Origin of the sequence: Bradyrhizobium sp. LA2.1 (assembly GCF_040547725.1) — a bacterium.
GTDB lineage: Bacteria > Pseudomonadota > Alphaproteobacteria > Rhizobiales > Xanthobacteraceae > Bradyrhizobium > Bradyrhizobium barranii.
Genome location: NZ_JBEPQI010000017.1, coordinates 145,732 through 166,163, shown reverse-complemented (window position 1 = coordinate 166,163; position 20,432 = coordinate 145,732). Strand labels below are relative to the sequence as shown.

Below are 20,432 nucleotides of genomic sequence, written 5' to 3'. Positions count from 1 at the left end.
GGCCTTCTAGACTTAAACGAGATTGCGGCGATAGAGCGCCAGCAGACGCTCCCAATGCCGCTCGGCAGCGTCGCGGTCGTAGACCGGACGCTTGGGGAAGGCGAAGCCGTGATGCGTGCCGGGATAGATCTCGACCTCGGCCTTGGCTCCGCTCATGCCCTGCTTGACCTTCTCGATGACCTCGGCGGGCGCGTAGATGTCGGTCTCGGCGCAGGCGAAATACAGCTCGGCCATGGTCTTGCCGGCGGCGAGATGCGGGCTGTTGTCTTCGTCGGTCGCCAGATGCGTTCCGTAGATCGAGGCGGCGGCCTTGACGCGGTCGGCAAAGTGCGTGGCCGCGTTGACGGCGTAGCGGCCGCTCATGCAATAACCGACGGTGCCGACGATTTTCGTATTGGCAGCCGCCTGGCCCTCGGCATAGGTGAGCAGGGCCCTGGTGTCCTCCATGATCATGGGAATGTTGAGCGAGGCCATGAGCTGGAACATGCGCTTGCGCTCGGGCGCGTTCGGATCGGCTGGCAGCGCGCCGAGCTCCATCACGCCGGAGCGGTAATAGAGGTTCGGCAGCATCACGTAATAGCCCGAGGTGGCGAGCCGGCGCGCCATGTCGCGCAGCTCCTCGCGGATTGCCGGCGCATCCATGTAGAACAGGATGACCGGAAACGGCCCGCCGCGTTCGGGATGGGTGATGAAGGTTGCGGTGTGGCCGTCCTTGGTGGGAATCGCGATCTGCTGATCGATCATCTCGTGCGCCTTCTGATTCTTGTTATGCAGGGACGTTGAATACGATTGCAAGGAAACCGGGGCATGACAAGGATACCGCCGATCGGCCCTTGAACCGTTTCGCCCGGATTGCCATTGTCTTTTCGCGCGTTCGCGCAAAGTTTATCTGAGGCCGCCAGGAGACCGACATGACCCAGACCAACAACCGGTTTTTCGACGAGATCGGCCGCCTGATGAACGACGCCGCCGGTGCCGCCCAGGGCGTCAAGCGCGAGTTCGACACCGTGATGCGCACCCAGGCCGAGAAATTCCTGCGCGACATGGACCTGGTCAAGCGCGAGGAGTTCGAGGCGGTCAAGGACATGGCCCGCCTCGCCCGCGAGGAGAACGAGGCCCTGAAGGCGCGCATCGTGGCGCTGGAGGCCAAGTTCGGCGGAACGCCGACGTAAGGCCGCCGCTCTCGCTTACCCTCCCCTCCAGGGGAGGGTAGGGACCCCGCCGGGCGGGCCATTCTCCTTGTCATTTCCGCATCTTCCGGGTAAAAGCCCGCCAAGTTCGCGGCCCCCGCACCCCTGGAGGCTTGCTGCGAACTGCACCATGGGCCGCGCTGCGGCCCATTAACTTTTGCAAAAACAAGGACTTAGACTATGGCGACGACCGTCAAGGAATTGAAGGCGACCGCACGTCCGAAGAGCGGCAAGGGGGCCGCCCGGGCTGAGCGTCGCGCCGGGAAAGTGCCCGGAGTGATCTATGGCAACAAGCAACCCCCGCTCCCGATCTCGGTTGACGATCGTGAACTGCGCCAGCGCATCCTCGCCGGCCGGTTCCTGACCACGCTGGTCGACATCGACCTCGAGGGCAAGAAGCACCGCGTGATCCCGCGCGACTATCACCTTGATCCGGTCAAGGATTTCCCAATCCATGTCGACTTCATGCGTCTCGGCGAAGGTGCCACCATCCGCATCAGCGTTCCCTTGCATGTGGTGAAAGCGGAAGGTTCGCCCGGCGTGAAGCGCGGCGGCGCCGTCAACATCGTCGCGCATTCGATCGAGCTCGAATGCGGCGTCGAGAGCATCCCGCAATTCATCGAGGCTGATGTCGGCTCACTCGAAATCGGTCACTCGCTCCATCTGTCGGACGTCAAGCTGCCGGCCGGCGTGAAGGCGCTGACCCGCGAGGACGCGACCCTGGTCACCATCGTGCCGCCGTCCGGCTACGCCGAAGAGCAGAAGGCCGCCGCTGCGGCTGCAGCTCCGGGCGCTGCTGCGGCTGCTCCGGCGGCTGGCGCTGCGGCTCCGGCTGCGGGTGCTGCTGCTCCGGCTGCGGCTGCCAAGGCTCCCGCCGGCGGCGACAAGAAGAAGTAATCTCTCAAAGCTGGCGCGCGGTCCTTGATCGCGCGCCGAGCGAGGGGCGCGCCGCGTCATGCGACTCTTTGTTGGGCTCGGCAATCCCGGCGCTAAATACGCACGTAACCGGCACAATATCGGCTTCATGGCCGTCGACGAGATCGCGCGGCGTCATGGTTTCTCGCCATGGCGCCGTCGTTTTCAGGGCGAGACCTCGGAAGGTGCGATCGGCACTGAGCGGATCATCCTGCTCAAGCCGACGACCTACATGAATGACTCGGGCCGTAGCGTTCAGGAGGCGGCAAGCTTCTTCAAGATCGCGCCGGGCGACGTCACCGTGTTCCATGACGAACTCGAACTGCCGCCGGGCAAGGTGCGGGTGAAGATCGGCGGCGGCATCGCCGGCCACAACGGCCTGCGCTCGATCTCGGCGCACATCGGCAACGACTATCGCCGGGTCCGGCTCGGCATCGGTCATCCCGGCGTCAAGGAACTGGTGCACGGCCACGTGCTGTCGGACTTCGCCAAGGCCGACAACGACTGGGTGGCGACGTTGTGCGAGGCGGTGGCCGAGCACGCGGCACTGGTCGCCAAGGGCACGGACGCGACCTTCGCCAACAGGGTGCATCTCGCCATGCAGGCGAAGGGCTTTTTGACCAAGGACGAGAACGGCAAGGAATAGGGCGCCGTTTTCTCCGTCAAGCCCGGCCATGACGAATACGAATAGAGGACGACCATGGGATTTAAATGCGGGATCGTCGGGTTGCCCAATGTCGGCAAGTCGACCTTGTTCAACGCGCTGACCGAGACGGCCGCGGCGCAGGCCGCGAACTATCCGTTCTGCACCATCGAGCCGAATGTCGGCGAAGTCGCCGTGCCCGATCCGCGGCTCGACAAGCTCTCGGCCATCGCCAAATCGGCGCAGATCATCCCGACCCGGCTGACCTTCGTCGACATCGCCGGCCTCGTGCGCGGCGCCTCCAAGGGTGAAGGCCTCGGCAACCAGTTCCTCGCCAACATCCGCGAGGTCGACGCCATCGCGCATGTCGTGCGCTGCTTCGAGGATTCCGACATCACGCATGTCGAGGGCAAGATCGCCCCGCTCGCCGACATCGAGACCATCGAGACCGAGCTGATGCTCGCCGACCTCGACAGCCTCGAGAAGCGCGTCGACAACCTCACGAAGAAGGCCAAGGGCAACGACAAGGACGCCAAGGAGCAGCTCGACCTCGTCAACCGCACGCTGGTGTTGCTGCGCGAGGGCAAGCCCGCCCGCCTCGTCGAGCGCAAGGCGGAGGAGGAGCGCGCCTTCGGGATGCTCGGCCTGCTGTCGTCGAAGCCCGTGCTCTACGTCTGCAACGTCGAGGAAGGCTCGGCCGCCACGGGCAATTCGTTCTCCAAGGCGGTGGAGGAGCAGGCGGCCAAGGAAGGCGCCGTTGCCGTCGTCATCTCCGCCAAGATCGAATCCGAGATCGCCACCATTTCACGCGAGGAGCGCGCCGACTTCCTGGAGACGCTGGGTCTCGAAGAAGCCGGCCTCGATCGCCTGATCCGCGCCGGCTACACCCTGCTCGACCTCATCACCTATTTCACGGTGGGCCCGAAGGAAGCGCGCGCCTGGACCATCTATCGCGGCACCAAGGCCCCGGGCGCGGCCGGCGTGATCCACACCGACTTCGAGAAGGGTTTTATCCGCGCCGAGACGATTGCGTATGAGGACTATGTCGCGCTGAACGGCGAAGCCGGCGCCCGCGATGCCGGCAAGCTGCGTCTCGAAGGCAAGGAATACGTCGTCGCCGACGGCGACGTGATGCATTTCAGGTTTAATACGTAAGGTCTCAACGGATGCGTAGGGTGGGTTAGCGAAGCGTAACCCACCGCTGTTTCTATCCGCGGAAACAGAAGAGGTGGGTTACGCCTTCGGCTAACCCACCCTACGGCACCTACGGCCGCCTCACCGCGCCCCGCCGCCCTGGTCGCGGATCGCGCCGAGATGTTCGTTGATGCGGAAGACGATCAGGATCAGCTCCGCGGCGATGCGCGAGAACACGATGCCGACGACGATGCTCGCGATCGATGACAGCAGCACCAGGAAGCCGCCGAACGGGCTGATCGCCATCGTCGCGAGACCGGAGAAGATTCCGGAAAGGCCGAACAGGCAGATCAGTGCGATCACCAGCCAGTAGAAGGTCTTGATGATCGTAGGGGTTATGAATCGGTCCCATTGAAACAGGTCGCTGAATGAAAACATTGCTCTCCCCAGGGCAAATCGGGCCTCGGCCTGCCGGTTGATCCGACTCAAGACCAACGCCGACACCCCATATGTAGCACGAGCCATGCGGGCCGGCGGGTTGAGATTGCCGCAAAGTGCGGCCACAATCTGTCATTCCCTCAAAGCATTCCCGAGATGACCCTGACCTTCGAAGATTTCCCGCCCGGCCGGTTCGGAACATTCGGCCCGCGCCATGTCACCCGCGACGAGATCTTGGCTTTCGCCGCCGAGTTCGATCCGCAGCCGATGCACCTCGATGAGGAGGCCGCGGCCAAGAGCATGCTGCGCGGCCTGTCCGGCTCGGGCTGGCACCTCTGCTCGCTGATGATGCGGATGATGGCCGATGGCTTCATCACACGCGCCGCTTCGCTCGGCTCGCCCGGCGTCGACGAGGTGCGCTGGCTGTCACCCTTGCGGCCCGGCGACGATCTCATGCTCGACGTCGACGTGCTGGAGGCGCGCGCCTCGAAGAGCCGGCCGGAGCTCGGCATCGTCAAGTTCAAATGCACGGTGCGCAACGCCAAGGGCGAGGCGCTGTGCGAGATGACCTCGCCGATCCTGATCAAGCGGCGCGAGGGAGCAGTCTGATGCCCTTCTTCGAGGAGATCGAGATCGGCCACCGGCGCGAGATCGGCGCCTACACGTTCACCGCGGAGTCCATCAAGACGTTCGCCGCAAAGTTTGATCCGCAGCGCTTCCACCTCGACGAGAAGGAAGGCGAGAACTCGCTGTTCGGCGGGCTCGCAGCTTCCGGTTGGCACGTCGGCTCGGCCTGCATGAGCCTGCTTGTCGCGGACGGCCAGCGCCTGGCGCGTGAGGCCGTTTCGCGCGGCGAGGAGGTCGCGGTGTGGGGGCCGTCGCCGGGCTTTCGCGACCTGCGCTGGATCAGGCCGGTGCTCGCCGGCGACACCGTCGCCTACGTCAACGAAGTCATCGACAAGCGCAGCTCCGCCTCGCGCCCCGGCTGGGGCATTCTGACGGCCCGCACCACCGGCACCAACCAGCGCGGCGAGGAGGTCTATTCCATCACCGCCAGCGCCTTCGTGCCGATGCGGAAGGGCGGTTAGACCTGTTCCAAGATGAACAGTCCAAATGTGTGCGCGAGTGTTGCCCGCGCGCTATGGACGCGATTCCGGGCGGCTGCCATAAGCCTGCTCAACATGATGACCCGCGAAGCAGTTGGCGGAACCATCGAGTTGCTAACCAATTATGAACCTGTCGCTGTCTAATTGAAACGAATTGGGCAGAGAACAGGGGACGAGGACCATGGCAGACCGCGGCGCACTCAAGCTGGTGGGATTTATCTTTGCGACCGCGACGCTGGCAGTGATGCTGGTCGCCGGCATGGTGGTGAAGGGCTATGCCGATGGCGGCTACACCCTGGAAGCCTCGACGGTCGACGCGAGCCGTTAAGGGCTCGTTAACTCTTCGGGGCCGGACGTCCGGCCTCCGCCGTCAGCGGCTATAGACGAACGCCAGCACCGCGATCGCGACCGCCAGCAATCCGACGAAGCGCAGCATGATCGTGCCGAACTGGTTCGGCGCGGGCCGCAGCGGTATAGGGTCCGTATTGTCGGGCCGAATGCTTTCCATCTGAAATGTCCCCAGGCCCGGCCGCAAGGCTGCGGGCGCTTGGCATTGGTCGGCGCTGGGGCGCGGAGGGTTCAAAGTGAACCGGGTCGGCTGCATTGACTGTGTGAACGCATGTCCACTGCCCCAATCTTTCGCAGCCACACCCTCCGCTGTCATGCCCCGGCTTGCCGCCTTCGCTGAAGCTTCGGCGGCCGGGCGAGCTTGTGGCCCGGCGTAGCCTTGGCGGAGCCGGGACCGGGGCATCCAGTACGCTGCGGCGTCTCGGCTCTTGCCTCATTGTCTCTGGAATACTGGATCGCCCGATCCCGTCTCCGCCAAGGGCTTCGCCGGGCCAAGAACTCACTCGGCCGCCGAAGCCTTAGCGAAGGCGGCAAGTCGGGCGATGACACCTATTGTGGGGAGCTTGTGCGCATCCAACTCCCCACGAATCAAAACCGCCGCGCCCCTTGCGGAACACGGCGGCTGGTGATGCTTGACGTGAGTGATCAGCTGTTGCGCAGGCCGTCGGCGGCGCGCTTCCACTGCGCGACGTTGTCGGCGATCATGCGGGTCGACTTCATCGCGGCCTGGCTGAGCTGGGCGTAGCCGGAGATCTCGCGCTGGACGCGCTGGCCTTCGGCATGGAGCAGATCGCGCAGGCTCTCGAGCTCGGAGATCAGGTTCTCGATCTCGGCGAGCGAGGTGCCGGCGACGCGCTGGATCAGCGAGTTGACGTTGGTGACGGTGGCTTCCGCGCTCGGATCGAGCGGCGGCGTGTCGGTGGTTCCCGATGCCGGCCGGCGCAGATAGGCGATGTCGTTGCGGACGAAGTCGCGGATGCCGGCTTCAACTTCCGTCACTGCGGCGAGGTTGGTGTCGACCGTCTCGGTCTCGGTGGCTTCGGTCTTTTCCGGACGCATGGCGTTCATCGTTATTCCCCTGTTCGCGTTGAGCGCGGCGCGAGTGTCCCCCGCACGACGAGTTCGGTCATCCGACTAGGGCGTCGGATTTTGACCGCAACTTGGCGGAGATACGGCAAGGGCAGACGATTCGGGGGCTTTGCCGTGGCGTATGGTTACGAGAGTCTGAATTGCTGGGAAAACGAACCTATCCCGGGATGATGGGAGAGGGGGCTGGACTGCTACCAGCTCTTCTTGAAGCCCGCCGTCAGGCTCTTGTTGATCGCGCCCTGCGAGGTCTCGCCGACCGAGCCGGAGACGGTGACGTTGTCGAACAGCTTTTGCTCGGCGCCGACCTTGCGCAGCCATTTGTCGTCGGTGGTCGACAGCGACTGGCCGGCGGTGATGCTGGTGCCGGTGTCGGTGAGGGTGACCTTGGCGGTCTGGTCGGTCTCGTAATTGCGGGTGATGCGCCCGCCGATGCCGGGCACCGCGGTGGTGCCCTGCTGGTTGACGCTGTAGCCGTTCTGGAGCGTCAGCGACGTGTCGCTCGACAGCGGCACCGACTTGATCAGCGACGCCCCGATCTTGCTCTGCTCGGCGCCGGGATCGACGCGGGCTTCCACCGCGGTCTTGTCCCAGATCGAGCCGGCGCCCGGCGCGGTCGCGGCCGCCCAGGCGCTGCCGGAGGATTGCGGCAGGCTGCCGCCATTGGTGGCTTTCTGCGCCAGCAGCTCGGACATCGTCCGCGGCTCGCTCGTCACCGTCATGTCGGCGCCGATGCGGGCGTCCCAGAACGAGGAGACCGACTGCTTCACCGTCACCGCCGAGGAGCCGTTGGCGTTCGCGTTCGACGACCAGTTCAGGCCGTCCTTGGCGGCGGCCTGGGCGCGCTTCTTGGCGGCCATGACGTCGTTGCCGGTGCCGGCGTCGACCGCGAGCTGACTCCAGTCGAGCTTGTCGACGTCGATGCCCTTTAAAATGTCGGGGTCGTTGACGTCGGGGGCTGCGGCGGTCTCTGTGGCTTCGGTCTCGGCCTCGTCGTCAGGCGCAGCCGCCGAGAAGGGCGGGATGATCTGCGCCGAGACCGTCAGAACCGAGCCCAAAATGAATGCGGCCGCCAGCACCGGCAGCCTGGTCCAGCCAAAACCTGTCGAGAATTCCATCGTCCTGCCCGCGAGCCCAGCGCATGCTTGCCGCCACTATAAAGCGGCCTTCGGTGATGACCATGCGCCATTCGGTCCGCTCAACACATGGTGATCTATCGTTGCGAAATTGTGGCGGCTCGCCTCGGCCAGAGCATGATCCGGCCCCGAAGGGCCGCGCCGGCGCAAAGTGTGCAGCGGTTTTCCCTCGCGACAAACGCGGAACGCGTTTGCGCGGAGATCATGCTCAAACCACTGGAATGGCGAACCAACGGGCCGCGCGAAAGGCGCGCGCCCGATGACGAGCTTCGCCACGACGGCATCCGGCGGGGCTGGAGGCCAGGACGCGGGTCGGGCGAGCATCAATCATCGGTCCCGGCAAGCGGGGCCCGTTGGCGTCCCCCTCAGCCGACGCGGGTCATCTTCGGCAGATGAATGGCGCGGCCGAGTGCCTGTTCAACCAGATCGAAGGTGTCGACCAGCACGCGCATGCTGATCAGCTTGCCGGCCCTGAACTGGGCGAACTGTGCGACCCGCAAGCTGATCGGCTTGTCGGAATCCAGCGCGGTCAGCGAATAGCGCAGCATCGAAGCGGCGGAATCCACGCCGAGCATGATGCTCTCGCGGTCGAAGCGGCGGACATGGAAATTGTCGGCGAGCTGGCGGATGACGTCGAGCACGGCGTCCCGGCCCTGGCGCGCGCCGAGGAACGGAAACATGTCGATCGGGCCGTAGATCGCCCACTCGACGTCCTCGTCGATCAGGGCCTCGATGTCCCTGAAATCCCGGTCGTTCACCGCGCGATGCAACGCGCGCGAGAAACGCCAGAGGCTGTGCTCTGTCATTTGGGGGCGTCCTGAAGCTGGCTTGCAGAAAAAACGGAAAGCAACCCCATGCACAGAAAAGGTGCGGGGGCCGCTCAACTCATTCGTATACAAATAAAATAGGCGATTTCGGCCAAAACGCAATTCACGTTTTCGCAATGCACAATTGATGCGAGTTTGTGAGATTTACAACAGAACCCCGTAATCTTCCGGTCGCTGCTTCATCTGTCCGTAAGAACGGTGGCGAGGGCGAAGGGTCATCCTCCGTCCACCCGCGTGCCCACGATCAGCGGCCCGATCTCCCGCTCCAGCACCTGCTGCACCAGATCGTAGGAATCGATGATCTCGCGGATCTGCGCCACCAGTCCGCCCCGGAAGCTGTAGAACACCGCCATGTCGAATTGCACGACGCGATCGTTGCTGCGCTTCTTGAAGTAGGTGTGCATGTAGGTTGCGACCTCGTCGCCCTCGGCGAGGATGTGCGGCGCCTTGTAGCGGATTTCGGAATAGCGCGACCAGACCGTCTGCCACAGCTCGCGCAGCTCCTGCTTGCCGTGACGCGGCACCATGTGCGGCAGCACGTCGATCGGCGCGTGGGTGAGGAAGTCGACGTCGTCGGTGCAGCACGACAGCGCGGCCTCGATATCGCCGCGAGCAAAGCTGTCCAGCAGATGCAGCACGCGTTGCCTGTTCAGCGATCCAACCGTCATGCCGCTCCCGCCCTCGTGGGGTGTCGATTGCAAACGCCAATGCGCGCTCTGCGGGTCCATCAATCCGCAAAAACGAAGGTGTCCGGATTATATGACGCGCCGATGCAAGGCCCGGTTCATGAGGTGCAATTACCGGTTGCGTTCTTGGCTACTTGCAAGAATTCGAGCGGGTTTTCGCGCCCCGCATGACGCCGCGTGCATGCCGGCGGGCGCGTTTCGCCATGCACGGCACACGGGAACCCGCGCCCGTCGGTGCTCGTTGAGACGCCGAAACCGATCCGGAGACATCGATCATGAAATCCCCGCTTCTCACCGTCGCCGCAGCCCTGCTGATGCTTGGCGCGACCTCGGCCGCCAACGCCAAGGGCTGCATCAAGGGCGCCGTCGTCGGCGGCGTCGCCGGTCACTATGCCGGCCATCACGGCGTCCTGGGCGCCGCCGCCGGCTGCCTCTACGGCAGGCATCACGCCAAGGAGCAGGAAAAGCAGCAGCAACAGCAGGGGCAGGTGAACGGGCAGGGGAAGTTGTAGGCGCGAACGGCACCACATGCTCCCTCGTCATTCCGGGGCGCCGCAAAGCGGCGAGCCCGGAATCCATCGCCACGACAAGTGCGGACGATACTCCGTCGTCTACCTCTTCTTCCACCCACCCCGTCGCCCCGGCTGCCCACCCGTCGACTTCGGCGCCGGCCCGAACTCCGGCCCTGACTGCCTAGAATCCGTCGGCTGGATGATCCGGCTCGTGCTGCCGAACGGCTTTGCCGGCAGGCTCGGGTTCTCGCGATAGGGCAACGACTCCGGCCCGTGCATCTCGTCGAGATGCGGCTTGTGTACCTTCGATCCGCTGCCGCCGCCGCTGGCTTTCAACGCGGAGCTCACGGTTTTCTTCTTCATCGCGCTGACGGGCAAGTTGGCGGCGTCGCCGTACTTCTTGGTGCCGGCATACGCGCCGGCCTTGCCCTGCACCGTGCGTTGCTTGACGGTGGGATCGTCGACCACTGCGAGCTCGGTGGCGCGCAGGCGTTTGACTTCGTCGCGCAGGCGGGCGGCTTCCTCGAAGTTCAGATCGGCCGCGGCCTCGCGCATCCTTGTTTCGAGATCGGCGAGCACGGCTTCAAAATTGTGGCCGATCGAGATGACATCGTCGGTCATATCGTGGCCGCCGACCTCGACCAGCACGTGGTCGCGCTCGTAGACCGAGTTGAGGATGTCGCCGATCTGCTTCTTCACGCTCTCCGGCGTGATGCCGTTGGCAGTGTTGTACTCGACCTGCTTTTCGCGGCGCCGGTTGGTTTCCGCGATGGCGCGCTCCATCGAGCCCGTCATCTGGTCGGCATAGAGGATCACCTTGCCGTCGACGTTGCGCGCGGCGCGGCCGATGGTCTGAATCAAGGACGTTTCACTGCGCAAAAAGCCTTCCTTGTCGGCGTCCAGAATCGCGACCAGTGCGCATTCGGGAATGTCGAGGCCCTCGCGCAAGAGGTTGATGCCGACCAGCGCGTCGAAGGCGCCCAAGCGAAGATCGCGGATGATCTCGATGCGCTCGATGGTGTCGATGTCGCTGTGCATGTAGCGGACGCGGATGCCCTGCTCGTGCAGATATTCGGTGAGATCCTCCGCCATGCGCTTGGTCAGCACGGTGATCAGCGAGCGATAGCCGGCTTGCGCGGTGGCGCGGACCTCGCCGACGAGATCGTCGACCTGGGTGCGGGCGGGGCGGATGTTGACGGGCGGATCGATCAGGCCCGTCGGGCGGATGACCTGCTCGACGAACACGCCGCCGCTCTCGTTCAGCTCCCAGCCGCTCGGCGTCGCCGACACCGCGACCGTCTGCGGCCGCATCATATCCCACTCCTCGAAGCGGAGCGGGCGGTTGTCCATGCACGACGGCAGGCGGAAGCCGTATTCGGCCAGCGTCGCCTTGCGGCGGAAGTCGCCGCGGAACATGCCGCCGATCTGCGGCACGGTGACGTGGCTCTCGTCGGCGAACACCAGCGCGTTGTCGGGGACGTATTCGAACAGCGTCGGCGGCGGCTCGCCGGGCAAGCGCCCGGTGAGATAGCGCGAATAGTTCTCGATGCCGGCGCAGCTTCCCGTCGCCTCCATCATCTCGAGATCGAAGGTGGTGCGCTGCTCGAGCCGCTGCGCTTCCAGCAGACGGCCCTGGTCGTGTAGCTGGTCGAGCCGCTGCTTCAGCTCCGATTTGATCGACTTGATCGCCTGCACCAGCGTCGGGCGCGGCGTCACGTAGTGCGAGTTGGCGTACATCTTGATGAATTCGAGCTCGTCCTGCTTGTGGCCGGTGAGCGGATCGAACTCCTCGATGGTCTCGATGGTGTCGCCGAACAGGTTTACGCGCCAGGCCCGGTCCTCATAGTGCGCCGGGAAGATGTCGATGACGTCGCCGCGCACGCGAAACGTGCCGCGGGTGAAATCGGCCTGGGTGCGCTTGTACTGGAGGGCAACGAGGTCGGCGATGAGCTGGCGCTGGTCGATGCGCTCGCCCTTCTTCAGCGCGAAGGTCATCGCGGTGTAGGTCTCGACCGAGCCGATACCGTAGATGCAGGATACGGACGCCACGATGATGACGTCGTCGCGTTCGAGCAGCGCGCGCGTCGCCGAGTGGCGCATGCGGTCGATCTGCTCGTTGATCGAGGAGTCCTTTTCGATGTAGGTGTCCGTGCGCGGAACGTAGGCTTCCGGCTGGTAGTAGTCGTAATAGCTGACGAAATATTCGACCGCGTTGTCGGGGAAGAAGCTCCTGAACTCGCCATAGAGCTGGGCGGCGAGCGTCTTGTTCGGCGCCAGGATGATGGCGGGCCGTTGCGTCGCCTCGATCACCTTGGCCATGGTGTAGGTCTTGCCGGAGCCGGTGACGCCGAGCAGCACCTGCGAGCGGTCGTTACGTTCTATGCCTTCGACCAGCTCGGCGATTGCGGTCGGCTGGTCGCCGCGCGGCTGGTAGGGCGATTTGATCTCGAAGCGCACGCCGCCTTCGGACTTCTCCGGGCGAGGCGGCCGGTGCGGGGTCCACACCTTGGTGGAGCCGTCGTCCCTGCGGAACTCCGGCCGGCCCTCGCGGATCAGCGATTCCAGCGCGTCGGCGGTCGCCTTGACGCCGAGCGCCTCCATCTTGGTACGTGGCGGACGCGCCAGCGCCTCGGCATCGTCCTCTTCGGTGGGAAGCCCGAGCTGCCGCGCCAGTTCCGGATCGAGCGTCGGGATCGTGGCCGCGGTGCCGTAATTGGCCTGCGGCGCTTCTTCAAAGCCTTCGGTGGTCGCGCGCGCGCCCGGCGGCTGCGGATTCGGCCGCAGCGGCTTGGCATTATCCTGCGGAAACTCCTTCGGTGTCGAGGCGCGCGCCCGATGGGCGGCAGCTTCGCCCCCGGCACGGCGGTCGCGCGAATTGTCCGGCGGCGGCTGCAGCCCGGTGCCCGATCCCAGCCCGGCATCGCCGCGATTGATCGCGGGATTGAGCAACTCGGCCAGCGCCGGCCCGATCGGCTGCACGTCAGGCCGATGTGCCTTGGAGTTCGGGGCTTTGGATTTGGGGGATTTCGGGGGAGCAGGTTTCTTCGCCATGCCCCGAATATGGGACGAGTCAGCGCTTCAGAAAAGGGCGAAGGTACGTCCGTTCTCAGGCTGCTGACAGCAGGTTGGCAGCAGCCTCCTTACGCCGCCGGCGGCGGGGCCTCGTCGTCGTTGCTCGCCCGGTGCGGCTCGAGGATGTCGAGATGGATCCCGCCACAATCGGTGCAGCGCATGGTCCAGTACTCGCACCCGGCGCGGCCTCCGATCACACGGAGCACCGCGAGGTCGCCGTCGCATTCGGGACATTTCGACAGCACATTGCGGGCATAAATCCTCGGCCGCGGCGTATCTTCGAATTCGATGACCGACATGACCGGTTCCCCCTTTATGCTGCGCTGTCCCTTGGTTCGCCTGGAGTCCCGCGCTTATTCGTCGTCGTGGTCGTCGGCCCGCCGGCGGAAGCGGTCGATGTGGTGCTTGGCATCGGCGATCGCCGCGTTCTGATCCGGCCAGGCGAAACCGACTTCCATGGCCGGAAACAGCACGCCGTCGATGGCGAGGGGGCTGAGATCGGCGCGGCGGATGCGGGCATGCCAGAGGCCTTTGCCGGCCTCGAAGGATTCGATGTCAAAGCCGTCGTAGATGGTCGTCATTGTAGTCCCCAAATGTTCCGTAAGTGTCTTGTTGAAGGGTCAGGGGACCACGTTTGGCGGGTTCAGTATGTGAAGCCATTCACAAGCGGCCGGCTTTTTTGCCCAGGGCCTCGTGGAACGGGCGTCAGTTCCGCGGCGCGGCGCGGCCGATCCGCCTGGCGGGGCGTGCGGCGGGCTCCGAGGCCGCCCGCATGATCCAGCGCCGGAACGCGGCGAAGTCGCGCTGCTCGGTCTGAAAACTGCGATACAGCAGGTACCAGCGCATGCCCTTGGGAACCGAGAGATCGAACGGCGCGACCAGCCGGCCGGCGGCGAGATCGTCGTCGATATAGGGCCGGATGCCCATGGCGATGCCGAGGCCGTCGGCGGCGGCCTGGAGCGCCTGGCCGTAGAACTGGAATTCCGGTCCGCGCGCGTTGATGCGGGTGAGGTTCGCCGCCTTGAGCCAGATCGGCCAATCCTCCGGCGAATGCGTGACGCGGATCAGGCCTGGCCCTTTGAGGTCGGCGGGCCGCTTCAGGCCGGTGGCGAGGCGGGGCACGCAGACCGGCGTGAGGTCGCCGGCGAACAAGGGCTCGGCGACCAGGCCGGGCCAGTCGCCGGTGCCGAGCTTGATGCCGCAGCTCCAGTCCTCGCCGAATGGGACCTCGGCACCACCGGTGGTGAAACGCACCTCGATGTCGGGCTCCTCGCTGCGAAACTCCGACAGCCGCGGAATCAGCCAGCGCATCGCAAAGGTGTGGCCGACGCCGATGGTGAGCACGCGGACGCTGGAGGGCGCCGTCACCTGCGCGGTGAGACTTGCCAGCGCGTCGAAGATCGGCGTCAGCCCGCTTTGATAGGCGCGGCCTGCCTGCGTCAGCACGAGCTTGTTGGCCTTGCGTTCGAACAGCGCGACGCCGAGACGTTCCTCCAGCAGATGCACCATGCGGCTGACGGCGGCCGCCGACACGCTGAGCTCGAGCCCGGCCGCAGCAAAGCTGCCGGTCCGCGCCGCCGCCTCGAATGCCTTGATGCCGTTGAGAAACAGCAGCCGCCGCAAATGACCCACCCTCAGGAAAACTGATGCAAGGCCAAGATAACTCAGTTTGCGAAGCCGGGGCAAGCGAGGCACAAGAATGAGAGTAATTCCAAGTTGTGTTTGGGGCCGCCGCCGCTGCTTCTTCACCTCCCCCGCCTGCGGGGAGAGGCCGGAATTTGCGAGAGCAAATTCCGGGTGAGGGGTCTCTCCGCGAGTCCCTCTGCCACCTTCCTTGCGGAGACTCCCCCTCACCCCACCCTCTCCCCGCAAGCGGGGCGAGGGAGTGATGCAGCCTTCGTCTCTTACGCACGTGCAGGAGAATCTCTCGTGACGCCCATCATGATCGCTGCCCTTGGATTGCTGATGGTCGCCACCGCGTTCCTGTCGGGGCTGTTCGGCATGGCGGGCGGGTTGATCCTGATCGGTGTGCTGCTGGCGCTGATGCCGCTGCCGACCGCGATGGTGCTGCATGCGATCACGCAGATGGCCTCGAACGGCTGGCGCGCATTTCTGTGGCGGGCGCATATCCGCTGGCGGCCGGTCGCGAACTACATGGTCGGCGCTGCCGTCGCGCTCGCGGCCTGGTCGCTCACCCGCTATGTGCCGGACAAGCCGATGGCGCTGCTGCTGCTCGGCATCACCCCGTTCATGGCGCGGCTGCTGCCGTCGAACATCAAGCCGGATCCCGACCGTCTCTGGCAGGGCACCGTCTATGGTACGATCTGCATGGGCTTGATGCTGATGACCGGCGTGTCGGGACCGTTGCTCGACACCTTCTTCCTCGGCGGCGATTTCGGCCGGCGCGAGAAGGTGGCGACCAAGGCGATGTGCCAGCTCGTCAGCCATTTCACCAAGCTCGTCTATTTCGGCGGCATCATCGACCAGGCCGCGAGCCTCGATCCCGTGCTCGCGGGCGTCGCGATTATCGCCTCGATGCTCGGCACCACGCTGGCGCGGCGCATCCTCGAAGCCATGACCGACCAGCAATTCGTGACCTGGTCGAACAAGCTGATCACCACCATCGCCTGCTACTACATCGCCTATGGCGGCTGGCTCCTGCTTCGTACCCCGGTGCTGGCGGCCTTCGACAAGGGAGGTTTGCAATGAGCGAGACGGCCGACCCGCTGGTGCTGGACTTCGTCGAATGGATCGCGCGCGAGCCGCGCGCCTATGCCGAGGTGATCGCGACCTGGAAGACCTCGTGCCCGCGCCTCACCATCTGGGAAGACGCCGCCGAGCGCGGCTACGTCACCCGCGAAACGATTGCAGGCGTGGGGCTGATCATCGCGGTGACGACGGACGGCGAGAGGTTGCTGCGCACGAACGGGCGGTGACACACACCTCCGCCTCCACATCGTCATTGCGAGCGCAAGCGAAGCAATCCAGAATGTCTCCGCGGCGGCAGTCTGGATTGCTTCGCTGCGCTCGCAATGACGGAACACCAGCCATGTCGCTCAAACTCTTCGAACTCGTCGGCACCGACGCTTCGCGCCCGTTCAGCCCGTATTGCTGGCGCACGCGGATGGCGCTGGCGCACAAGGGCCTGTCGGCGGAATCGCTGCCCTGGCGCTTCACCGAGAAGAGCGCGATATCGCCGCACGGCTCGGAGAGGGTCCCGGTGCTGCTGCATCATGACAAGCCCGTGATCGATTCCTGGGCGATCGCGAATTATCTCGAAGACAATTTTCCAGACCAGCCGTCCCTGTTCGGCGGCGACGGCGGCCGCGCCATGGCGCGCTTGCTCAACGCCTGGGGCGATATCGCGATCGTCGGCGGCCTCTCTCTGCTGATCGTCGCCGACATCCCGAAAAACCTCGGCGAGGTCGACGCCGCCTATTTCCGCCAGTCGCGTGAGGCGCGGTTCGGCAAGCCCCTGGAAGAGGTCCAGGCGAGCCGCGAGACCGGCGTCGTCGCGTTCCGCAAGTCGCTCGAAGTGATGCGGCAGACGTTCAAGACGCAGGCCTATCTCGGCGGCAGCGCGCCGAACTATGCCGACTATATCGTGTTCGGCGGTTTTCAATGGGCGCGTGTGGTGAGCCCGTTCAGGCTGCTGGAAGTGGATGATCCCGTCTATGCGTGGCGCGAAAAACTGCTCGACGCGTTCGACGGCATGGCGCGAAAATCGCCGGGACATCCCGTCTAAGCTTCGTAGCCCGGATGGAGCGGAAGCGAAATCCGGGATTTGCGCCTGCGGAAGGATTCCCGGATTACGCTTGCGCTCCATCCGGGCTACGCACCGCCGCCGCCTTCCTCAGACATTCCCGGCACAAACAATCCTCGCCTTTGACTGGCATCGGCAGCCGCGCCGTTTCCTCCGCGCACCAGCAGCTTCCCGAGAGATCGCAGCCGAACTCGGTGCCGCAACGGGAGCAGGCGAGGCGGCGCGGTTCCGGCAAGGGAAAATCGGAGGGAAATTCTTTCGGATTTGTCATGATTTGCCCAAAGGCTTCGCCGTCATTTTCATGCCGGGTTCATCTCCCGCTACGGTATAATAGGCGCTGCGCTCAGACTCGGAAAGCGGTTGGCAACGCGCGAAGGACACATCGATGGCCCGCGATTCGCAAGCTGCCCTCGTCGCGCTCAACCGTTTCGGTTTCGGAGCGCGCGGCGGGGCGTCCGGCGATCTCATCAACGCGGCGTCCGATCCGCGTGGCTTCGTGAAGGCGGAACTCGCGCGCCCCAACGGCGTGCTGCTGGAAGCGCCGGGGCTGCAATCGACGCCGCAACTCGGGCAGGCCGTGTTCGCCTATCAGGACCAGGTCAAGCAGGCGCGCGAGGCCGCGAAGGCCGCTGCGCCCGCTGAAGGGTCGCAGCAGGCACCGGGCGATCAGAAGCCGGGGCTGCGCCGCAATCTCTCGCTCAATGCGGCCGCGACCGAGATCGCCGGGCAGATGACTGACGCGAAACCGCCAGATAGTTCGGCGAAGCCGGATACGATGCAGCCCAACGCTGCCGCGCCCCCTGCCGTCAAGCCCGCGCCGCAGCCGCTCAACGTGATCCAGAAAACCTTTCGCGCCGAGGCGCTGGCGCGCCTGCAGCGCGCGACGCTGGTCGAGTGCGGCTTCACCGAGCGGCTGGTGGTGTTCTGGTCCAACCATTTCTGCATCTCCGCGAGCAAGGGCGAGCTGGCGCGGATCTGGGCCGGCGCGTTCGAGCGCGAGGCGATCCGGCCGCATGTGCTGGGGCGCTTCGCCGACATGCTCAGGGCGGTCGAGCAGCATCCGGCGATGCTGTTCTTCCTCGACAACCAGCAATCGCTCGGGCCGGACTCGCGCGCTGGGCAAAACCGCAAGCGCGGGCTGAACGAAAATCTCGCTCGCGAGATCATGGAGCTGCATACGCTCGGCGTCGGTGGCGGCTACACGCAGGACGACGTCACCTCGCTCGCGCGCATCATCACCGGCTGGACCTTTGCGGGACGGCAGGGGCAGCTGGGAACGCCCGGCTCCTTCGTGTTCAACGTCAACGCGCACCAGCCCGGTCCGCAGACGCTGCTCGGTAAGACCTACGAGCCGACCGGCCTTGCGCAGGGCGAGGCCGCGCTCGCCGACATCGCGCGGCATCCCTCGACCGCCAATTTCATCGCCACCAAATTCGTCCGTCATTTCGTTGCCGACGATCCGCCGCCGGCGCTCGTGGCGCGATTGCGCGACATCTTCGTCAAGACCGACGGTGATCTCAAGGCGCTTGCCGCGGCGCTCGTCGATTCCGACGAAGCGTGGAAGGCGCCGTTGACCAAGATGCGCTCGCCCTACGACTTCGTGGTCGCGAGTGGCCGGCTGCTCGCGCGCGTGCCGGAAGATCCCGGCGGCTATCTCAATAATCTGAACCTGCTCGGCCAGCCGCTGTGGTCGCCGGCCGGGCCGAACGGTTTTCCGGATACCAGCGCGGCCTGGGCCGCACCCGAAGGCATCAAGCTCCGGCTCGACATCGCGGCACAAATGGGCGCGCGGCTCGGCAACAACATCGATCCGCTCGACCTGCTGGAGTTCGCGGCTGCGGATGCGGCCTCCATCGAGACGCGCAAAACCATCGAGCGCGCGGAGTCGCGGCAGCAGGCGCTGGCGCTGCTGCTGATGTCGCCGGAAATGCAGAGGAGATGATGATGATCGACTGCGTCGAGAACCGGCTCCTCACCTCGCGCCGCGGCCTCCTGCTCGGCGGCGCGTCCTTCGCGGCATGGGCTTATTTGCCGAAATTCGCGCGCGCGGCCGGCGGGCGCGATCCGCGATTGATCGTGGTGATCCTGCGCGGCGCGCTCGACGGGCTCTCGACCGTCGCGCCGCTTGGCGATCCCGATTATGCCGGCCTGCACGGCTCGATCGCGCTTGCCGCCGACGGCGCGCATCCCGCGATCATGCTCGATACTTTTTTCGCGCTGCATCCGGCGATGCCGGAGTTCGCGCGCATGTATCGCGACATGCATGCCGCGGTGATCCATGCGGTGGCGACGCCCTATCGCGACCGCTCGCATTTCGATGGCCAGGACGTGCTCGAAAGCGGTTATGCCGGTCCCGGCCGCGTTCAATCGGGCTGGCTCAATCGCGCGCTCGAAGCGCTGCCGCGCGGCGAGCGTGTGTCGAGTGGGCTCGCGGTCGGTCCGACCACGCCGCTGGTCTTGCGCGGCAATGCGCCGACCGTCGGCTGGGCGCCGGTGGCGCTGCCGCAAGCCGACGACGACACCGCCATGCGCCTCGTCGATCTCTACCGTCACCGCGATCCCGCGCTGGCCTCCGCGCTGTCGCAGGGCCTCCAGTTGGAGAAGGCAGCGAGCGGCGACGACATGAAGCCGAAACCCGGCAACCAGGTTGCGCAGATGCGCCAGGTCGCGCGCGGCGCCGCAAAGCTGATGGCGGTCGATGACGGCCCGCGCATCGCCGCGCTCGCCTTCGACGGCTGGGATACGCATGCCAATGAAGGCGGTCCGGTCGGGCGTCTGGCCTTCCTGCTCGGCGGCCTCGATGGCGCGCTCGCCGAGTTCGAAAGCGGCCTTGGCGAGCGCTGGCGCGACACCGCAATCGTCGTCGCCACCGAGTTCGGCCGCACCGCGCGCATCAACGGCACCGACGGCACCGATCACGGCACGGGAACGATCGCGCTGCTCGCCGGCGGCGCGGTGAAAGGCGGCCGCGTCATCTCCGACTGGCCCGGTCTCAAGCTCGCGAACTTGTATGAGGGACGCGACCTCAAGCCCACCACGGATTTGCGCTCCGTGATCAAGGGCGTGCTGCAGGGACAGTTTGGTTTGTCGGATCGCGTGCTGGCGGAGACGGTGTTCCCGGACAGCGCGGGAGCGCGGCCGATGAAGGGATTGGTTGCTTAGCCGTCATTCCGGGCCCGCGCCTTGCGGTGCGTCCCGGAATGACGACATGATGAGCCGCGCATCAGGAGATCACCCGCATGTACATCGCCATGAACCGCTTCCGCGTCACCAAGGGCTCTGAATCCGCTTTCGAACAGGTCTGGCTCTCGCGCGACACGTTTCTCGACGGGGTGCCTGGCTTTGTCGAGTTTCATCTGCTGCGCGGTCCCGAGCTCGAGGACCACACGCTGTACGCCTCGCACACGATCTGGGCGAACCATGCCGCTTTCGAGGCGTGGACCAAGTCGGAGGCGTTTCGCGCGGCGCATCAGCGCGCTGGCGATAACAAGCCGCTCTATCTCGGCCATCCCCAGTTCGAAGGCTTTGAGGTGATGCAGACGGTGGGACGCGGCGCGAAGTAGCGCCGCGCCATCA

The 20,432-nt window shown here is 65.4% G+C and carries 26 protein-coding genes; 14 read left to right on the top strand and 12 right to left on the bottom strand.

Going from position 1 to position 20,432, the window contains the following annotated elements; all coding sequences use genetic code 11:
• Positions 1-12: 12 nt before the first annotated feature.
• Positions 13-744 carry a dienelactone hydrolase family protein gene (locus tag ABIB95_RS29645; protein ID WP_354244527.1) on the bottom strand — a complete coding sequence of 244 codons (732 nt, stop codon included), beginning with the start codon at positions 742-744 and terminating at the stop codon, positions 13-15.
• A 167-nt stretch (positions 745-911) separates the two neighbouring features.
• On the opposite strand from ABIB95_RS29645, the gene ABIB95_RS29640 reads away from it, so the two are divergent.
• From ABIB95_RS29640 to ychF, 4 genes are all read left to right on the top strand, one after another.
• Positions 912-1,172: an accessory factor UbiK family protein gene (locus ABIB95_RS29640; RefSeq protein ID WP_071909564.1), complete on the top strand. Its 261-nt coding sequence runs from the start codon at positions 912-914 to the stop codon at positions 1,170-1,172.
• A 198-nt stretch (positions 1,173-1,370) separates the two neighbouring features.
• On the top strand, positions 1,371-2,087 hold the full coding sequence (locus ABIB95_RS29635; protein ID WP_063985553.1) for a 50S ribosomal protein L25/general stress protein Ctc: 717 nt from the start codon (positions 1,371-1,373) through the stop codon (positions 2,085-2,087).
• 58 nt (positions 2,088-2,145) lie between these two features.
• Positions 2,146-2,751, top strand: a complete 606-nt coding sequence (pth, locus tag ABIB95_RS29630) for an aminoacyl-tRNA hydrolase (RefSeq protein ID WP_259256185.1) — start codon at positions 2,146-2,148, stop codon at positions 2,749-2,751.
• A 54-nt stretch (positions 2,752-2,805) separates the two neighbouring features.
• Positions 2,806-3,903, top strand: a complete 1,098-nt coding sequence (ychF, locus tag ABIB95_RS29625) for a redox-regulated ATPase YchF (protein ID WP_028151572.1) — start codon at positions 2,806-2,808, stop codon at positions 3,901-3,903.
• 120 nt (positions 3,904-4,023) lie between these two features.
• On the opposite strand, the gene ABIB95_RS29620 is transcribed toward ychF, so the two are convergent.
• On the bottom strand, positions 4,024-4,320 hold the full coding sequence (locus tag ABIB95_RS29620) for a DUF4282 domain-containing protein (RefSeq protein WP_063985551.1): 297 nt from the start codon (positions 4,318-4,320) through the stop codon (positions 4,024-4,026).
• Positions 4,321-4,476: 156 nt separating this feature from the next.
• Between ABIB95_RS29620 and ABIB95_RS29615 the strand changes: the two genes are divergently transcribed.
• The 3 genes from ABIB95_RS29615 to ABIB95_RS29605 all read left to right on the top strand — a co-directional run bounded on the left by ABIB95_RS29615 (position 4,477) and on the right by ABIB95_RS29605 (position 5,754).
• Positions 4,477-4,929 carry a MaoC family dehydratase gene (locus ABIB95_RS29615; RefSeq protein WP_166103499.1) on the top strand — a complete coding sequence of 151 codons (453 nt, stop codon included), beginning with the start codon at positions 4,477-4,479 and terminating at the stop codon, positions 4,927-4,929.
• Positions 4,929-5,408 (top strand): MaoC family dehydratase, encoded by a 480-nt coding sequence (locus ABIB95_RS29610; protein WP_354244522.1) that lies wholly within the window; start codon positions 4,929-4,931, stop codon positions 5,406-5,408. The genes ABIB95_RS29615 and ABIB95_RS29610 overlap by 1 nt, the downstream gene beginning before the upstream one ends.
• A gap of 199 nt (positions 5,409-5,607) precedes the next feature.
• Complete coding sequence (locus ABIB95_RS29605; protein ID WP_166103493.1) at positions 5,608-5,754, top strand: hypothetical protein; 147 nt, start codon at positions 5,608-5,610, stop codon at positions 5,752-5,754.
• 42 nt (positions 5,755-5,796) lie between these two features.
• On the opposite strand, the gene ABIB95_RS29600 is transcribed toward ABIB95_RS29605, so the two are convergent.
• The 5 genes from ABIB95_RS29600 to ABIB95_RS29580 all read right to left on the bottom strand — a co-directional run bounded on the left by ABIB95_RS29600 (position 5,797) and on the right by ABIB95_RS29580 (position 9,491).
• Positions 5,797-5,934, bottom strand: coding sequence for a hypothetical protein (locus tag ABIB95_RS29600; protein ID WP_014492018.1), 138 nt, complete (start codon positions 5,932-5,934; stop codon positions 5,797-5,799).
• A gap of 485 nt (positions 5,935-6,419) precedes the next feature.
• Complete coding sequence (locus ABIB95_RS29595) at positions 6,420-6,842, bottom strand: hypothetical protein (protein ID WP_063985548.1); 423 nt, start codon at positions 6,840-6,842, stop codon at positions 6,420-6,422.
• A 212-nt stretch (positions 6,843-7,054) separates the two neighbouring features.
• Positions 7,055-7,978 (bottom strand): hypothetical protein, encoded by a 924-nt coding sequence (locus tag ABIB95_RS29590; protein WP_354244519.1) that lies wholly within the window; start codon positions 7,976-7,978, stop codon positions 7,055-7,057.
• A gap of 383 nt (positions 7,979-8,361) precedes the next feature.
• Positions 8,362-8,802: a nuclear transport factor 2 family protein gene (locus ABIB95_RS29585; protein WP_063985546.1), complete on the bottom strand. Its 441-nt coding sequence runs from the start codon at positions 8,800-8,802 to the stop codon at positions 8,362-8,364.
• 236 nt (positions 8,803-9,038) lie between these two features.
• On the bottom strand, positions 9,039-9,491 hold the full coding sequence (locus ABIB95_RS29580; RefSeq protein WP_354244516.1) for a nuclear transport factor 2 family protein: 453 nt from the start codon (positions 9,489-9,491) through the stop codon (positions 9,039-9,041).
• Positions 9,492-9,784: 293 nt separating this feature from the next.
• On the opposite strand from ABIB95_RS29580, the gene ABIB95_RS29575 reads away from it, so the two are divergent.
• Entirely contained in the window at positions 9,785-10,021 is a 237-nt protein-coding gene (locus ABIB95_RS29575; RefSeq protein WP_028151579.1) for a hypothetical protein, read from the top strand.
• Positions 10,022-10,120: 99 nt separating this feature from the next.
• Here the strand turns inward: ABIB95_RS29575 and uvrB are convergent, their stop codons facing one another.
• The 4 genes from uvrB to ABIB95_RS29555 all read right to left on the bottom strand — a co-directional run bounded on the left by uvrB (position 10,121) and on the right by ABIB95_RS29555 (position 14,716).
• Positions 10,121-13,072: an excinuclease ABC subunit UvrB gene (uvrB, locus tag ABIB95_RS29570; RefSeq protein WP_354244514.1), complete on the bottom strand. Its 2,952-nt coding sequence runs from the start codon at positions 13,070-13,072 to the stop codon at positions 10,121-10,123.
• Positions 13,073-13,161: 89 nt separating this feature from the next.
• Positions 13,162-13,392: a hypothetical protein gene (locus ABIB95_RS29565; RefSeq protein ID WP_063985544.1), complete on the bottom strand. Its 231-nt coding sequence runs from the start codon at positions 13,390-13,392 to the stop codon at positions 13,162-13,164.
• A 54-nt stretch (positions 13,393-13,446) separates the two neighbouring features.
• Positions 13,447-13,674 (bottom strand): hypothetical protein, encoded by a 228-nt coding sequence (locus ABIB95_RS29560; RefSeq protein WP_071909573.1) that lies wholly within the window; start codon positions 13,672-13,674, stop codon positions 13,447-13,449.
• 124 nt (positions 13,675-13,798) lie between these two features.
• Positions 13,799-14,716, bottom strand: a complete 918-nt coding sequence (locus ABIB95_RS29555; protein ID WP_028151584.1) for a LysR substrate-binding domain-containing protein — start codon at positions 14,714-14,716, stop codon at positions 13,799-13,801.
• Positions 14,717-15,022: 306 nt separating this feature from the next.
• Between ABIB95_RS29555 and ABIB95_RS29550 the strand changes: the two genes are divergently transcribed.
• From ABIB95_RS29550 to ABIB95_RS29540, 3 genes are all read left to right on the top strand, one after another.
• Positions 15,023-15,802: a TSUP family transporter gene (locus tag ABIB95_RS29550; protein WP_354120909.1), complete on the top strand. Its 780-nt coding sequence runs from the start codon at positions 15,023-15,025 to the stop codon at positions 15,800-15,802.
• Positions 15,799-16,029: a hypothetical protein gene (locus tag ABIB95_RS29545; protein WP_208084552.1), complete on the top strand. Its 231-nt coding sequence runs from the start codon at positions 15,799-15,801 to the stop codon at positions 16,027-16,029. Before ABIB95_RS29550 ends, ABIB95_RS29545 begins: the two co-directional genes overlap by 4 nt.
• A 113-nt stretch (positions 16,030-16,142) precedes the next feature.
• Positions 16,143-16,838, top strand: coding sequence for a glutathione S-transferase family protein (locus ABIB95_RS29540; RefSeq protein WP_354120910.1), 696 nt, complete (start codon positions 16,143-16,145; stop codon positions 16,836-16,838).
• Between the two features lie 64 nt (positions 16,839-16,902).
• On the opposite strand, the gene ABIB95_RS29535 is transcribed toward ABIB95_RS29540, so the two are convergent.
• The gene (locus tag ABIB95_RS29535; protein WP_354244509.1) at positions 16,903-17,127 is read right to left on the bottom strand and encodes a cysteine-rich CWC family protein; all 225 of its coding nucleotides are present in this window, start codon (positions 17,125-17,127) and stop codon (positions 16,903-16,905) included.
• Positions 17,128-17,241: 114 nt separating this feature from the next.
• Here ABIB95_RS29535 and ABIB95_RS29530 point away from each other — a divergent pair, with 114 nt between their 5' ends.
• The 3 genes from ABIB95_RS29530 (at position 17,242) to hmuQ (ending at position 20,419) form a co-directional block, all read left to right on the top strand.
• Entirely contained in the window at positions 17,242-18,798 is a 1,557-nt protein-coding gene (locus tag ABIB95_RS29530) for a DUF1800 domain-containing protein (protein WP_354244506.1), read from the top strand.
• A 2-nt stretch (positions 18,799-18,800) separates the two neighbouring features.
• Complete coding sequence (locus ABIB95_RS29525) at positions 18,801-20,018, top strand: DUF1501 domain-containing protein (RefSeq protein ID WP_354244503.1); 1,218 nt, start codon at positions 18,801-18,803, stop codon at positions 20,016-20,018.
• Positions 20,019-20,095: 77 nt separating this feature from the next.
• Positions 20,096-20,419: a heme-degrading protein HmuQ gene (gene hmuQ, locus ABIB95_RS29520; protein ID WP_166344625.1), complete on the top strand. Its 324-nt coding sequence runs from the start codon at positions 20,096-20,098 to the stop codon at positions 20,417-20,419.
• Positions 20,420-20,432: the final 13 nt, after the last annotated feature.